This window comes from Sorangium sp. So ce131 (assembly GCF_051519095.1).
Taxonomy (GTDB): domain Bacteria; phylum Myxococcota_A; class Polyangia; order Polyangiales; family Polyangiaceae; genus Sorangium.
The window spans coordinates 6,908,680-6,924,839 of record NZ_CP150455.1; the positions used below are offsets into that span (position 1 = coordinate 6,908,680).

The 16,160-nt window shown below is 75.2% G+C and carries 7 protein-coding genes; 6 read left to right on the plus strand and 1 reads right to left on the minus strand.

The features are described from left to right. Nucleotides 1-237: 237 nt before the first annotated feature. Nucleotides 238-1,404, plus strand: coding sequence for a serine/threonine protein kinase (locus WMF43_RS25255; RefSeq protein WP_437683823.1), 1,167 nt, complete (start codon nt 238-240; stop codon nt 1,402-1,404). Then, the gene (locus tag WMF43_RS25260) at nt 1,323-4,706 is read left to right on the plus strand and encodes a serine/threonine protein kinase (protein WP_437683825.1); all 3,384 of its coding nucleotides are present in this window, start codon (nt 1,323-1,325) and stop codon (nt 4,704-4,706) included. Before WMF43_RS25255 ends, WMF43_RS25260 begins: the two co-directional genes overlap by 82 nt. 160 nt (nt 4,707-4,866) lie before the next feature. Here WMF43_RS25260 and WMF43_RS25265 read toward each other — a convergent pair whose 3' ends face one another. Then, complete coding sequence (locus WMF43_RS25265; RefSeq protein WP_437683826.1) at nt 4,867-5,664, minus strand: hypothetical protein; 798 nt, start codon at nt 5,662-5,664, stop codon at nt 4,867-4,869. 398 nt (nt 5,665-6,062) lie between these two features. On the opposite strand from WMF43_RS25265, the gene WMF43_RS25270 reads away from it, so the two are divergent. The 4 genes from WMF43_RS25270 to WMF43_RS25285 all read left to right on the plus strand — a co-directional run bounded on the left by WMF43_RS25270 (nt 6,063) and on the right by WMF43_RS25285 (nt 16,123). Then, nucleotides 6,063-8,447, plus strand: a complete 2,385-nt coding sequence (locus WMF43_RS25270; protein WP_437683827.1) for a cyclic nucleotide-binding domain-containing protein — start codon at nt 6,063-6,065, stop codon at nt 8,445-8,447. A gap of 311 nt (nt 8,448-8,758) precedes the next feature. Then, nucleotides 8,759-11,857 carry a vWA domain-containing protein gene (locus WMF43_RS25275; RefSeq protein WP_437683829.1) on the plus strand — a complete coding sequence of 1,033 codons (3,099 nt, stop codon included), beginning with the start codon at nt 8,759-8,761 and terminating at the stop codon, nt 11,855-11,857. After that, on the plus strand, nt 11,839-13,557 hold the full coding sequence (locus WMF43_RS25280; protein WP_437683831.1) for a pre-peptidase C-terminal domain-containing protein: 1,719 nt from the start codon (nt 11,839-11,841) through the stop codon (nt 13,555-13,557). Before WMF43_RS25275 ends, WMF43_RS25280 begins: the two co-directional genes overlap by 19 nt. Further along, nucleotides 13,541-16,123 carry an NAD(P)-binding domain-containing protein gene (locus WMF43_RS25285; protein WP_437683833.1) on the plus strand — a complete coding sequence of 861 codons (2,583 nt, stop codon included), beginning with the start codon at nt 13,541-13,543 and terminating at the stop codon, nt 16,121-16,123. Before WMF43_RS25280 ends, WMF43_RS25285 begins: the two co-directional genes overlap by 17 nt. Nucleotides 16,124-16,160: the final 37 nt, after the last annotated feature.

Genomic DNA, 16,160 nt, shown 5'->3' on the forward strand with positions numbered 1-16,160 from the left:
ACCGCGATCCTTCGATGCGGCGTCGGAATTCGGTACCCCGGGCGGCGCAGAGCCGCGATCCTCCTGACCGGGGACCGGCCCGCGCGAACGGCGACCCTGGAGGCGGCGCGCGGCGTCCGCCCTCCGTCCGCGCGCCAGCGCGCCGGGGGGATCCGGGACGGCGCTCGGTTCGGTGTAAGCCCTGGGACCCGCTCGTACGTACAAGAGACGCCCGGCCTGGGAGAGGAGACGGCGCGCATGGATCAGATCGGCGAGTACCTCGTTCGACGCCTCATCGGCGAGGGCGGGATGGGCAAGGTCTACGAGGGCGAGGAGCGCCTGTCGCGCCGGCGCGTCGCGCTCAAGGTGCTCCGCCCGGAGCTCGCCCGGAGCGAGCAGGGGCGGCGGCTCTTCCTGAACGAGATGCAGATCCTCGCGCACCTCGAGCACCCGAACATCGTCAGGAGCCTCGCCAGCATCGAGGCGTCCGGCGAGCTCGTGATGGTGCTCGAGCTCCTCGACGGGGAGACCCTCCGCTCGGCGCTCGCCGACGCCGGCCGCCTCCCCTGGCAGGAGGCGGTGCGGATCGCGTCCAGCGTGGCGAGCGCGCTCTCGGCGGCCCACGGGCAACAGCCGCCCGTGATCCACCGCGATCTCAAGCCAGAGAACATCATGGTGCTGAAGGACGGCGCCGTGAAGGTGATGGACTTCGGCATCGCCAAGGTCGTGGAGGCGATGAACCAGACCAACACGCAGAGCGTCGGCACCCTGCAGTACATGAGCCCGGAGCAGGTCGACGCGCGCTCCATCGATCACCGCTCGGATCTCTACTGCCTCGGGCTCATCCTCTACGAGGCGCTCTCGGGGCGCCCGCCGTTCCAGTCGGCCTCGCCGCGCGAGCTGCTCAACCTCCAGTGCACGGCCGAGCCGCCGCCGCTCGGGGACGACGTGCGCAGCGGGCTGCCCCGGGGCGTCGAGCAGCTTCTGTTCCAGCTGCTCGAGAAAGCGCCCGAGGATCGCCCGTACCTCGCGCAGGACGTCGTCGACCGGCTGGAGCCGTTCCTGGCCGCGGCGGCGGCGCCCCGCGGCGCCAGCGAGCGCGCCCCGGCGTCCCGCGGCGCCAGCGCCGGCGAGCGCACCCCGGCGCCGGGCAGCGCGCCGCGAGCCCCGGGCAACACGGAGCGCGCGAGCGCGCCGGGACAGGCGCGCGCCGACGGCGGGGCGGGCGCGCCGCGCGCCGACACGATCGCGCTGGTCGAGCAGATCGACCGGACGCGCGACGTGCCGGCGGGGATCGCGATCGCGATCATCGTGGCGCTGTCGGCGCTCGCCGGCCTCGGGACGTGCGCGCTGCGCTCGGCGTCGAGCGCGCCGGCGGCGCCGGCCAGCGCCGCGGCGCCGGCGCCGCCTCCGGGGGCGCGGTGAGGCGAGCGCCCCCCGAGCAGGCGGGCTACCCGGAAGGCGCGGCCCTCCCGGCGGTCGGCCGCGCCGCGCGCTTTCGCTGCGGCGCCGCCGACGAGCTGTGGCGGCTCGGCGCCGCCGACCAAGGCGGCGCGGCGGCGCCGGAGCTCGAGGCCGTCGCGGCGCGCCTGCTCGCGCTCGGCAGCGCGGGCGTCGGCGGCTTCGTCGACGGCGGCGTGGCCGCCGCGCCGGCACGCGAGGCGCGCGCCGACGCGGAGAGCCCCGGCGGCGCGCGCGTGTGGCTCGTGCGGCGGCTGGCCGGCGAGCCGCTCTCGGACCGCATGCGCGCGCGGCGCGGCCCGTGGCCGTTCACCGAGGCGCTCCGGATCGGGATCCCGATCGCCCGCGCGCTCGCCGCCTGCGAGCGGGCCAGCCTGTTCCCCGGCCCGCTCTCGCCCGACGCGATCCTCGTGGACGACGCGGGCCAGGTGGCGTTGGCCGCGAACACGCTCGTCGCGGCGCTCGTCGGAGCGCCGCCGGACCGCGGCGCCGGCTCGGAGCCGCGCGCCGAGGGCGCGCGCGTTTCCGCAGGGATCCCGCCGCTCTGGACGCCACCCGAGCAGGCCGACGGCGCGGTCTGGGACAGCGCCGCGAACCGCTACGCCCTCGGCCTCGTGCTCTACCGTCTGCTCGCGGGCGAGCACCCGTTCTCGGGCGCCGGCCTGCGGCACGCGCTCGACGAGGCCGCGCGCCGCGAGCCGCCGCCGTTCGTCGAGGCGATCGCCGCCTCGCTCCCCCCCGGCTTGCAAGGCTACGTCCTGAGGCTGCTCCACCCGGATCCCGCGCAGCGGCCGCCGCGCGCCGAGGGGATCGCGGGCGCGCTGAACGGATTCCTGGACGAGGGCGCGGCCGCGGCGCCGCCGCGCGACGACGGCGCGCCCCCGGCGCCGCCGCGCGACGACGGCGCGCCCCCGGCGCCGCCGCGCGACGACGGCGCGCCCGCGGCGACGCCGCGCGACGCCCGTCCCCCGCGGCGCGACGGCGCGGCCGCCGGCCGCGCTGGCGGCGACGGCGCCGCGCCGCGCGAGCCCGACCGCCCGACCGAAGGGCGCGCCCGCCGCCCGGCGCAGCCGCCCGAAGGCGCGGGCGCGCGCCGCGCCCAGCTCGCGCGGCTCGCGCCGATCGGCGCCGGCGCGCTCGTCGCGCTGGCCGCGCTCGCGCTCCCGCGCGCCGCGCCGCCGCCGCCGGCGCGACCGGCGGCCCCCGTCGCGCAGGTGCAGCCGCTCGGCGCGCAGCACACGGCGGCGGAGGACTGCGCCGCGTGCCACAGCCGCCAGGCGGCGGAGTGGCGCCGCTCGGTGATGGCGCACTCGGTGAAGAGCCCGCTCTTCAACGCGCTGGAGAGCCTCATCGAGGAGCAGGTCGGGCGCGACGTCGACTGCCCGAACGGCGCGGGCATCCTGCGCAAGGCCGATCCCGCGCGCGCGTGCCGCGACCGGCAGAGCGGCGTCGTGGTCACCGGCTCGGGCGGCGAGCACTGGTGCGTGAACTGCCACAGCCCGGCGGAGAACCTCGACGCCGCCATGCCCGCGTGGGACGGGCGCCCCGGCGGCGATCCCCGCGCGCGCCTCCCCGTGCGCGACCTGCTCACCCGCCGCGGGCTGGAGGGGATCTCCTGCGGCTTCTGCCACCAGGTGCACGGCCCGGTCAGCCCGGGCGATCGCGCCGGTTATCGGGGCAATCCGACGTGGAGGTCGTTCACCACGGGCGCCGTCTTCGCGGCGCGGCCCGAGGACACGCGCGGCCTGTTCGGGATCGCGAACAGCGGTTATGCGCTGCGCCCCGAGGAGCTCCTGCTCGCAGCGGGCCAGGGCGCAGGCCTGCGCGCCGGGCGCCCGCCGCCGGCGCCGGCCGGCCCCGACGAGCCGATCGTGCACGGGCGACCGTCGGCGAGCGCGAGGGCCTACCTGCGATCGAGCGAGTTCTGCGGGGCGTGCCACGACGTGCGCCTCTTCGGCACCGACAGCCTCGGCGCGGCGCGGGGCGAGCACTTCAAGCGCCTGCGCAACGCCTACACCGAGTGGTCGGAATGGGCGAGCGCCGAGGAGCGCGCGGGCCGCCGCGCGGCGACCTGCCAGGACTGCCACATGAGCACGTACCCGGGCGTCTGCGAGGCGGGCGCCGCGCCGGCGACGGCGGAGGATCCCGGGTGCCCGCCGGGTACACGCTTCGCGCCGCGCCCGCCGGGGTCGCGGCCGCGAGGCCGGGTCGCCGATCACGCCACGTCCTTGGCCGACGTCGCGACCCATTACTTCTCGGGCGTCGACGTGCCGCTCTCGGACGAGTTCCCCGGCGCGCTCATCGACGAGGCGGCGGTCGACGTGCACGGCGTCCCGGCCGGCGCCCGCCGCCGCCGCGATCTGCTCCTCCGACGCACCTTCCGCTTCGGCCTCGGCGCCGCGCGGCGCGCGGGCGCGACCTCCGACCGCCTCGAGATCCCGGTCGAGATCGAGAACGTCGGCGCCGGGCACAAGGTGCCTGCCGGGTTCAGCCAGGAGCGCGAGATCTGGATCCACCTCGTGGTCAGGGACGGCGCCGGGCGGGTGCTCTACGAGGTCGGCCGCGTCGACGCCGCCGAGGAGGACCTGAGAGACAAGGTGTTTGCCCGGGTGACCACCCGCCCTGACGCGAACGACCCCTTCGGGGCGGCGGGCGCGCGCGGGGGGTTGTTCGGCGCCGACGTGCGCGACGGCCCTGACGTCCCCCGCTGGGACCCGCCTCCCCAGCGCGGCGGCACCTCGTTCCGGGGGCGAGGGCTCATCAACTTCCAGAACGGGTTCCTGCGGTGCGTCCGCTGCATCGGCGTCGTGGCCGCGGACGGCACCTGTCAGCCGGGGACCGGCCAGGGGCTGCACCACGCCGATCGGTTCGTGGACGGCGACTACGACCAAGACACCGGGGCGTGCGGCTCGAACCTCGCCGGGCTGAACGCCTTCTTCGAGGTCTACTTCCCGGTCGGCGCGCTGGACGCGAGCCGCGGAGTCGTCAAAGGGCCGGACGCGATCATCGACACGCGCTCCGTCCCGCCCGGCGTGCCGCTCCGGTACACCTACGAGCTCTCGACCGAGCGCCGGCGCGGCCCCTTCCGCGCGGAGGCGAGGCTGCTCTTCCGGGCCTTTCCGCCCTTCCTCATCCGCGCCTTCGCCGCCTACGAGCGGGAGCAGGCGCGGCGCGGCCTGCGGCCGACTGGCCCGCTCGTCACGGACGCGATGCTCGCGCGGCTCGAGGTCGTCGAGCTCGCGCGGGCCGAGGCGGAGATCCCCTGAGGCGGAGGCCCGCGCGATGGAGACGCCGAACAGGCAGAGAGCCGGGCAGGACGGCGTACAAAAAGGGGCGAGCCCCCACCCCGGCCTGCGGGGTGAGGGCTTCGCTGGAAGAGGGCTCGGGAGCTCGGCTCACCGGCCTCGTCGCGCGCGGACGCGCGGATCAGGGAGGGGGCGGGGGCAGGTCGGTCGACTCCGGCTCGGGCAGCTTCCACAGCCGGCCGATCCGGTAAGGCCGCGCCGTCGGGGAGTAGTAGCTCGACGTGGAGGAGGTGACGCTCCAGGTGAAGCCGAGCAGCATGCCCGTCGACGCGTAGGTGTAGATGCGGATATACCCCGTCCCGGCGCCTCCCGCCATGACCCCGGTGGTGCACGACCCGGACCACCGGCTGTCCGGGTACGAGGCGTTGCAGCCGTGCGACGAGTTGGTCGAGTCCGCGATCGGCACCGCGAACTGCCTCGTGTCCGCGTAGCGCGGGTTGATCTGCGGGTAGATCTCGGTGGGCTCGCCCGTGATGATCATCGTGTGGCCGGCATAGGTGACGGTGCTGCCGACCCGGACCTCGCCGACCGCGAAGACATCGCCCTTCTGGATGTCGGCCACCCTGGTGACGCGACGGAAGTAGTACTCGCCCTCCGGCGAAGGGGGCGCGCCGACCACCGGACTCCGGTTGATCCAGTCGAAGTACATCGCGGACGTCGGGCTGCTCGAACCCCAGATTTTGTAGGTGTCCCGGTCCGTGTAATTCATCGACTTCTGGAGCATCAGCGTGAAGAAGCACGCCGCCTTGGTCGTGGCCCTGTAGCCCTCCCAGTCGATGGAGCAGGGCAAGCCCCACTCGTTGTTGTCCGCGGTCGTGTTCTCGACGAACTCGACGGCGAAATCCGCGTGGTCCTTGGCGCTCGCGGACGCCGAACCGAGCGTGATGAGGGACGCGGCAGCCAGGGATGCAACAGCCAAACTCGTCGTGCGCCTAGTCATGCTTCTACCTCTTAAAATTTTGAATGACCTTGCATGTGCGGTTGGAACAAATGCTAGTCATTTCACGCTGAGCCACGAAACGAACCCTGGCGCCGAAGATGCCGAGTCTAGCAGGATGGATAATCACGTTAATCGGCTTAGGTGTCAAGGCTTTTTCAGGACGCTCATCCAATTTTTTCTCAATTTTCCACGGGAAGTGAGCGCATGTCGGCATTCAAGAGCGATGATGCGTGGTGGTATGGAGCGATGATGTCCCGCGCTATGCGACCGGGTCGTCCTACCGCTCCTGCCGGCGCAGATCCGCGCGCGCCGGTCGCGTGGCGCGGCCCGGCCGGCGCGGCGCAGCTGCCCGCTCACCGCGACCGGGAGCCGCGCTGATGTCCCCCGCGGACGACGGCCTCGGCGGCGCCCGCCGCGCCGCGCTCGAGCGCCCAGGCGCCTTCCCCCGAGCGGTGTTCGACGCCCCCTTGCTGCGAGGGCTCGACGAGCGCGCCCGGCGCGAGATCGCCGAGGCGGGGCGGCTCCGCTCCCTCGCCCCGGACGAGGTCGCCTATCGCGCCGGCGACGCCGGCGGGGCCTTCTTCGTCGTGGCCTCCGGGCGCCTGAGCCTGCGCGCGACACGCCGCGGAGACGATCGCGAAACCGAGGTGCGCGCCGCCGCGCCGGGCGACGTCCTCGGCGAAGAGGCGGTCGTGGGCACGCCGCGCAGGACCACCGCAGTCGCGCTCGCCCCCAGCGTGCTCGCCGAGATCCCGGTCCACCTCTTCCGCCGCGCCGCCGGCCGCTCCGGCAAGGCCGCGTTCGCCGAGAAGCTCGAGCGCGCGCTGCGGAGGAGCGCGACACGCGACCTCCTCAGCACCCTTGCGTTCACACGCGACCTCGCCCCCGACGACATCGAGACTCTCCTTGACGCGGTGAGTCATCGGCGCTTCGAGCGAGGTCAACCCGTCTATCGCCAGGGCGACCCGGCGTCCGAACTGTGGCTCATCGCCGAGGGCATGGTGCAGATCCAGACCGAGGAGGGCGATAGAATCCATGTGCGCGCCTACCTCACCCGCGGCGATTTCTTCGGCGACGTGGAGCTCGGCGCCGGCCGCGTCCGGGCGGCCAGCGCCGTGGCGAGCGGCGCCGCGACGCTGCTGTCGGTCCCCGCGAAGACGTTCGCCGCCCTCGCGCGGAAGCACCCTGAGCTGATCCCGCGGCTCCGGCGGATCACCGGAGAGCAGCAGGCCGCCCAGGAGGCGATCGTCGCCGGCCACGCGCGGAGCCACACAGCGCACGTCTTCCGGGACCTCTACCGCCTGGAGGTCGCGCGGTCGCTCCTCGTCATCGACCTGGAGACGTGCGCCCGCTGCGGGCACTGCGCGTGGTCGTGCGCCGACGTACACGGGGTCTCGCGGCTCGTCCGCCGCGGGGACAAGGTGATCGCGCGGGTCGACGACGGCCGGCAGGCCGCCGGGCAGGGGGCGCCGCGCAGCCTGCTCCTGCCGAACTCCTGCCAGCATTGCGAGCGCCCCGCCTGCATGATCGAGTGCCCGACCGGCGCCATCGGCAAGGACACGGGCGGCGAGGTGTTCATCCGGGACGCGCTCTGCACCGGCTGCGGCGCCTGCGCCAAGGCGTGCCCCTGGGAGAACATCGCGATCGCGCCCCGCCCCGCCGCCGCGCCGCGCCCGGGCGGCGCCGGGTTCGAGGACGTCGCCGTCAAGTGCGACCTCTGCCGCGGCCACGGCGCGCCCGCGTGCGTCGAGGCCTGCCCCACGGGCTCCCTCTTCCGCGTGAACCCGGCGGAGGAGATCGCCGACGTGCGCGACCTGCTCGGCGGGGCGCGGCGCGAGCACGGGCGCGGCGCGGGCGCGCCGCGCGGCGACGCGGCGCTGCTCGCCGGGAGCGCGATCGCGGCGGCCGGGATCGGCGCGGCCGGGCTGTCGGCGCACGCGGCGGGCGCCGCGCGCCCGGGCGACGGCGCCGGCTGGGCGGCCGGCGCCGCCGCCGCCGCGGGCGTCGCGCTGCTCCTGCTGTACGCCGTCCCCAAGCGCGCCGCCCGCTGGGGCTGGATGCGCCGCCTGCGCCGCGGCGCCGCGGCCGACGGGCCCGGAGAGGCCGGCGAGCGCGGCGAGGTCGGCGCGGCCGCGCCCGTGAAGAGCCGGCTCCGCCCGCAGCTGTCCGCGCACCTCGCGATCGGCCTCGTCACGGCGGGCCTCGCGCTCGCGCACGCGCCGTGGCCGCGGTCCGGGCGCCCGACGCTCGGCGCGGCGCTGCACCTGGTCTTCTGGGCGACCGCGGCCGCCGGCGCCTTCACCGCCGTCGCCTACCGGCTCGCGCCGCGGCGCCTCGCCCGGATCGAGCGCACCGCGGCGCTCCCCGAGGACTTCGCCGCCGCCCGCAGGGAGCTCCTCGACCGCTTCTACCGCGAGGTGAGCGGGCGCAGCGACCTCGTGAAGAAGCTCGTCGAGAAGGTGCTCGTGCCGTACGTGCAGAGCCCCCTCGGCCCGCTCGCGCTCCTCGCCTCGGGGCGCGGGCTGCACGCCGAGGAGCGCGCGCTGCGCGCCCGCATCGACGTGATCCTCGAGGGCCGCGGCGCCGAGCGCCTCGCCGGCCTGGCCGAGCTCATCCGCATCGCCGTGGAGCTGCGCGCGCTCCCGGCCCAGCGCGCGCTCCTCGCCGCGCTCCGCGCCGGTCTGCCGGCGCACATCGTCAGCTTCGGCGTCGCCGCCGCGCTGCTCGTGCTCCATGTGCTCACCGCGAGCGCGCGCCCGTGAGCGCGGCGCATGACCGGCGCGCGCGCGCAGTCCGGGACCGCGCCCACGCCGACGCACACGCGCGCAACCGCGGCGGGCGCCGCGCACACGACAGCAGGTCGGACTCGCTATGAAATGGTTGCGAGGCGCAGCATTTGTTTGTGCGCCGCGCGGCGCGCCGCCCTCGCCGCGCCGCGCCCGCGCGGAGCGCGCGCGTGGGTTGCGACCCGTTTTCTCTCGACCCGCCGCGCGCCGGCGAGAGGCCTGGACTTTGCCTTCAGCGCCCAGGTACAATTTTCACGACAGTGCCCGAGTGGGAGGTAGAAAAGCCGATGGCTGGTCCCTCGACCAAGTGGATGGGAGCGCTCTCCCGATCAGGCTCCGCCGAGGTGTGGGCGCCGAGAGCGCTGCTGCTCCTCACGCTGCTCACGGCCTCGGCGGTCATCGCCGGCGCGTGCAGCGGAGACGACAGCGATCTCGAAGGGCCGCAGGGCGGGACGGTCGACGGGCCCGACGGCGGGCCGGGCACGGGCGACCCGTGCGCCGACGGCGAAGAGGTGGAGTGTCACGTCACCGTCGGCGAGCACGAAGGTGTGCTGACGTGCCTCGACGGGATCCGGCGGTGCGAGGGCGGGCGCTACGGCGCCTGCGAAGGATCGATGTCGATGCGGCGGTCCCCGCTCGGCGCAGCGCCGAGCGGGAGCGGCGAGGGAGCGTATCCTCGCCCGCTCGCCAACTCCCAGGCTTCCGACGGGGGGCTCTGCGCGACCAACCCGTGTGATCCGACGTGCCAGTCGTTCGAGGAGACGCCCGACGGGGGGCCGATCGCGCTCGAGGGGACCGGCACGACCTACTCCTGGGAGGTCGGGGACATCAATGAGATCCCCGAGAACGTGGCGCGGCAGGGCACGCACCAGCCCTGCACCACGAGCGAAGACTGCCAGTTCGACCAGTACTGCGAGAACCCGGCGAGCGGCGCGTGCGCTCACGACGTGTGCGCGACCGGCGCGTCGCTGCTGTCGAGCTGCAGCGGCTGCGTCTCGAAGGTGTGCGCCGCGGATCCGACCTGCTGCACGAAGACCGACGTGCCGGGCGACTGCGCGCATGACGCCTGCGTGGCGGTGAACGCCGAGGCGATCGGCATGAACACGACGTGCGGCGATCCGTGCATCGCGGCCATCTGCGCCGCCGATCCGCGCTGCTGCACGCCGTACTGCACGTCGAACCTGGACTGTCAGACCCGGGTCGCGCCCACGAGCACCTGCAACGCCGCGCGCAGGTGCGTGCTGCCCTCGGCCACGTCATGCCCGCCGGGGACTCGCACGCAGAGCGGCGGCAGCTGCACGGGCGTGTGGAGCGCCAACTGCGTGGCCCTCGTCGCCACCCACTGCCCTGGCAAGACGTGCGCCGAGCCGCCGCGGAGCTGGAGCGCCAGCTGCGTGAACCTGGCCGAGACGATGTGCGGCGCCGACTGCACGAACAACACCCCGACGTGCGCGCACGACAAGTGCACCACGGGCCCCCGGCTGAGCGCGGCCTGCGATCCATGCGTCGCCCAGGTCTGCGCGCAACCGGGGGCGGCGAGCTGCTGCCTGAGCGAGTGGACCGAGCAGTGCGTCGACCTCGTGGAGAGCGTCTGCGGCGAGAGCTGCCCCCAGCAAGGCGTCTGCAAGTCCTACCTTCCGAACGAGACGAACCCCGAGTGCGCCGGCGTGGATCTCACGATCGGCGTGCCCTGCGGCGGGACTGTCCCGGTCTGCAACCGCGGGAACACGCAGGCCCCCGCCGGCATCCGCATCCAGCGTTACGCGGCGGGCGCGGGGCAGCTCCCCTCCTCGGCCCCAGGCCGGATCAACAACGCGTGCAACCCGACCGGCGGCACCCTCGCCTGCACGACGGCGGAGCCGATCGACCCCGGCGAGTGCATCAACGTGGCCGGGTGCACCGGCCTCGCCGACGGGATGGAGCTCTTCGTCAATCCTCCGGGCGCGGCGCAGGTCGCCGAGTGCCGGTGCGGCAACAACGGGAGCATCTACCAGTCGGGCGCGTGCGAGTCTCCGGGCTGCATCGCGACGGCGAGCGTGTCGCTGGTCCGGCCGGTGACCCTGTTCGTGGCGCTCGACAAGTCCGACTCGATGCGCCGGACCGCCGGCTCCCCCACGAACGACAGGCTCACGGACCGGTGGCTCCCGGCGGCCAACGCCCTGAAGTCGTTCTTCTCCGATCCGGAGTCGGCCGGGCTCGGCGTCGCGCTCAGGTTCTGGCCGTACGACAACCCCGGGCCTTGCAACGACAACCCGAGCTGCCAGCCCCCCGGCGGCGGCGGCTGCGCCCTGCCGATCGTCCCGTTCGACGGCACGGCGGCCCGGAGGTTGACCGCGGACCCGAGACCGACGGACCAGCAGGAGCTCGCGCTCATCAACGCGATCGACAACATCACGAACGAGCTCCCCAGCGGGGACACGCCGATGTACCCGGCGCTGGACGGCGCCGCGACCTGGGCGATCAACTACAAGAACGCCCACCCGGAGGAGGAGGTAGGGGTCGTGCTCGTCACCGACGGCCTCCCCTCGCACTGCAACACGGGCACCAACTCCATCGCGAACCTGGCGGCAAACGCCTTCCGGAACCACGGCGTCCGCGTGCACGCGGTCGGCTTCGGCGAGGCGAGCGCGACCGTCATCAACGCCATCGCCGACCGGGGCGGCGGGCAGGCGTACAACCTCGGCGTCGGGACGGCGCTGCAACAGGGCCTCGGCGCCGCGCTCGTCTCGATCCGGGGGGACGCGCTGCCGTGCGACGTGACCGTCCCGCTCGCCGGCGTCGCCGACCCCGCGTCGGTGTCCGTCGTCTACGAGAGCAGCGCCGGCGCCCAGACCCCGCTCACGCGCGTCGCCAGCGCGGGGGCGTGCGGCAACGGCTGGTACTTCGCCGACGCGACGAACACGAGCGTGAAGCTCTGCCCGCAGACCTGCGAGACCGCGCGCGAGAACCCGGGCGGGAGGATCCGGGCGATCGTTCCCTGCGTGTCGACCGAGCTCGATCCGATGGAGACGACCTGGGAGCGGTACCACGGCGTCTGTCCGCCGGGGAGCAAGGCACAGTGGGGTTTCCTCCGGTACAGGACGGTGACCCCGGGCGACTCGAGCGTCGAGTTCTACGTGCGTTCGGCCGACGATCCCGCCGATCTCGGCGCGGCGACCGTGCGGCTCGCCGCCACCGCCCACGCCGTCCCGACCGACACGCAGGTGTGCGACGAGACCTCGACGCCGATGTGCGCGGTCGATCTCTTCGACGTGCTCGGGGAGCTCCCGGACGCGCAGCGCGAGTATCTGGACGTCCGGATGACGCTCAACCCGACGAGCACCGGCGGGGGTGGCGTTCAAGTGCAGGACTGGGAGATCACCTATTCATGTCCAGACACCGAGTGAGCCGCGGCGCCGCGACAGCGGCCCTGCTGTTCGCCGCCGCGGGGGCGGCGGCGTGCGGCGGAGACGAGGGCAAGCCGCCGCCGAAGCCCCCGGCGCACACGAGCGGCGGCGACGGCGGCGACGCCGGCGGCGGGGCGGAGGGCGGCGGAGGCGCCGCCCCGGGAGCCTGCGGGAACGGCGTCGCCGAGGCCGGCGAGGCGTGCGACGGGCCCGATCTCCAGGGCGCGGACTGCCGCAGCGTCGGCTTCGAGACCGGCGAGCTCGGGTGCAGCCCCGGATGCGCCCTCGACACGTCGCGCTGCGCCGGCGTCGAGGTCTGCCAGGACGGCAGGGACAACGACGGCGACGGCGGCGTCGACTGCAGCGATACGGACTGCGCGGAGGCCTGCGCGGACATGTGCGCGGCGCCCGTGGCGCTCCCGGATCCCGCGGTCGTGACCGGCGACACGAGCGGCCACGAGATCGTCGGGAGCGACTGCACGTTCGGGGCCCCGGGCGTCGCGTACACGTTCACCGCGACGACGACCGGGTTCCTCGACGTGTTGCTCACCCCCCAGACCGACGCGGCGCTCGTCCCCATCGTGCGCAGCGCGTGCGACGATGAGGCGACGGCGATCGCGTGCGGGGGCGAAAGCCCGGGCACGGGCGTCGAGAACCGGCTCAGCGTGCCCGTCCGCGAGGGCGACGCGCTCTACGTGGTCGTCACCGGGGCGGACCCGAACCAGGCAGGCGCGTTCGACCTCACCGTGAGGAGCCGCGAGACCGTCTGCGGGGACCGGATCCAGGATCCCTCCGAGGCGTGCGACAACGAGGTCGGGCGGCCGGACGACGGCTGCAGCGACGAATGCCGCCTCGAGGCGACCGAGGTGGAGCCGAACGACACCACGGCGACCGCCAACGTCCACAGCGCGCCGTTCTTCGCCGCCATCTCCCCGGGCAACGACGTGGATTTCGTCCGCGTCACGGTGCCGAGCGGCCCCATCAATCTCGTCGCGGAGACGGCCGACGTCACGAGCGCCGACTGCCTTCATCACCGGATCGATACCGCCATCGAGATCCTGGACGACAGCGGCGCGCGGATCGTCCGGAGCGAGGCCGGGGGGACCGGCCGCTGCGCCCGCGCCGCCGCGCCGGGGCTCGCGGCGGGCGACTACTACGTTCGCGTCTCGGCGGGGGCCGGCGCCGCCGGTTCGACCTTCCCGTACCGGCTCGACGTGGCGCTCGTCGCGACGGTCTGCGGGGACGGGAACGTCTCCGATGGAGAGCAGTGCGACGACGGCAACACGGCTCCCAACGATGGATGCAGCCCCACCTGCCGCTTCTACCTCACCGAGACCGAGCCCAACGCCACGCCCGCGCAGGCGGACGTCTACGTCGCCCCGTGGCTCGCCGAGATCGGGCCCGCGCGCGACGTCGACGTGGTCGCCGTGGAGGTGCCGGGGCCGAGCTCGACCCTGCTCGTGAACGTGCACGACAACGGCACGGGCACGTGCGTGGACGGCCGGCTCGACAGCTACATCGAGCTCATCGACGACGACGGGGTCACCGTGCTCGCGTGGGACGGCGATTCGGGGGAAGGCAACTGCTCCTTCCTCTCGCAGGCCGATCTGGCCGCGGGCACGTACTACGTGAGGGTGAAGGCCCCGGAGTTCATCGGCGACGCGACCTTCTTCTACCGACTGAATGTCACGATCCTCTAGCGCCGGGCGCGGCGGCGGCGCGGCCGGCGGCGGGAGCCGGACGGACGCGCCGCCCCGCGACGCCGCGGAGCAAGCCGGGGCGGCGGGCGCTCCCGAGCTCGCGAGGACGCTCTACCGCGCCGACCTGTCCGATCCGCGCCAGCGCGCGGCGCAGCCGCGGGAGGTGGTGCGGGGGCGCGCCGCGCGCCGCGCCGAGTCGACCTCCGACGTCACGCGCTTCCGCGGGGTCCTGCCGGCCACGCTCGCGGGCGCCGTCGCCACCGGCGCGGCGGCGCTGCTCTTCCCGCCGCCGGGCGGGCACGCCGCGCCGGGGCCGCTCTCGCTGCCCCACGCGCGCGCGGGGCTCACGTGCGCGTCGTGCCACGCCGAGCCGGCGCCGGGCGCCGCGCAGGGGACCAGCGCCGCGCGGCGGCCCGGCGCGACGACGGACGGCGCAACGACGGACGACGCAGCGACGGACGACGCAGCGACGGACGGCGCAACGACGGGCGCGCGCGCGCTGGACCAGGCCTGCACGGGCTGCCACGGCGCCCACGGCACGATCCGCCGGAGCCACGCGCAGCTGCTCGCGCGCGGCGCGCTGGCCTGCGCCACGTGCCACCCCATCCACCGCGCCGACCAGGGGGTCGTGTTCGATCCGGCGAGGCCTCCGGTGCGCTTCGCGCCGGGCGTCGAGGTGGAGCTCCCGGCGACGGCCTTCCGCCCGAGCCGGCCGGCCACGGTCGCGATCGTCACCGCCGGGAGCTGCGCGCCGTGCCACGACCTCGCCGCGCCGCGCGACCCGATCGCGCGCTGCCTCGCCTCGACGCAGGCGCCGCTCGGCGACGCGCGGCCGATCACCTGCTTCGACGAGCACCGCCCCGCCCTCCCCGAGGACGCCCCGGCGGCCCGCGGCGGCGCGCCGGGCGCCGGGGACGGCGGCGTGTGCCGCGGCCAGCACACGGAGGATCGCGCGCTCGCGTGGGACGCCGCGCGCGACGCCGCCGCGGTGTTGCCGGTCGTGACGGGCGCGGCGGCGGGCGGCGCGGCGCGCGCTGCCCTGGACCGCCGCGCGCTGCTCTGGCTGGGCGCGGGGGTCGCGGCGGCCGCCGCCGCGCTCGCGGGCGCGCGCGGCGGCCACGCCCTGCGCGCGCGGCGCGCGCGGCGGGCGGCGCCCCCCGCGGCGGACCTGATGCTGCGCGCGTCCATGGGCGCGCGCGTGCGCCTGCCCGTGATCGACACGACCACCTGCCTCGGCTGCTACGCGTGCGTCGACGCGTGCCCCTACGACGTGCTCGCCGTCGAGCGGTACGTCGCGGTGGTGGCCCGCCCGGAGGCGTGCTGCGGCCTCACCCTGTGCGAACAGCGCTGCCCCAACGGGTCGCTCACGATCGAGGGCGGCGCGGGCGGCGCGCCGATCGAGGGTCGCCCGCGCCTCGGCGACGACCTCGAGAGCCTCGACGTGCCGGGCCTTTACCTCGCCGGCGATATCACCGGGCTCCCGCTCATCAAGAACGCCATCCACCAGGGCGCGCACGCGGCGACGCGCATCGCGGAGGACCTCCGGAAGGCGGGCCCGGGCGGCCCAGGGCTCGATCTGATCATCGTGGGCGCGGGGCCCGCGGGGATCAGCGCCGCGCTGCGCGCGAAGGAGCTCGGCCTCTCGTTCGAGGTGATCGAGCAGGGCAGCGTGGCGCAGAGCATCCAGAGCTTCCCGCGCGGCAAGCTGGTCTTCGACCAGCCGCTCGACCTGCCGGTGACCGGCAAGCTGTGGCTGAAGGAGTCGACCAAGGAGGAGCTTCTCTCCCACTGGCTCCGCGTCGTGCGCAAGGAGCGGCTCCCCATCGTGCAGGACACCCGGATGCTGTCGATCGCGCGCGCGGCCGGCGCCGCGACGGGAGCGCGCGCGGCTGGCACGGACGTGGGCGGCGCGGACGCGGGCGCGCGCGGCGCCGACGCGGGCGCGCGCGGCGCCGCGGAGGCGTCGGCCGGGTTCGTCGTGACGACCGCGCCGCGCGACGGGGGGGCGACCGGCGCGCCGACCGAGCGACGGGCGCGGCGCGTGCTGCTCGCGATCGGCCAGCGCGGATCGCCGCGCCGGCTGCCGTTCGAGCTGCCCGCGGAGGTCGAGGGCCGGGTGTATTACCACCTCGCTGACGCCAGGAGCCTCGCCGGCAGCCGGGTGCTCGTCGTCGGGCTCGGCGACGTCGCGATGGAAGCGGCCATCGCGCTGGCCCGCCAGCCGGACACCGCGGTCGCCATCGCCTACCGGGGCGGCGGGTTCCGTCGCGGAAAGACGAGGAATATCGAGGAGATCCGGAGGCTTGCGGCCGCGTCGCGCCTCTCCCTCCTGCTCGAGACCGAGGTGACGGCGCTCGCCGCGGATCCGCGCGGCGGGCTCGCGGCGACCCTCTCCTCGCCCGCGGGGGCGCGGGTGCACCCCTGCGACGCCGTGCTCGTCCTCGTCGGGAGCATCCCGCCCTGGAGCGCCCTCCGCGCCGCCGGGATCCAGCCGACCGCCGCGCCGACAGATCGTCCGCGGGCCGAGGACGTCGAAGGGAGCACGCCCGCCGGCCCGCCGCCGTAAGCCGTACGTAAGATCAAGGGTCTCGGGGAGTTCTCTG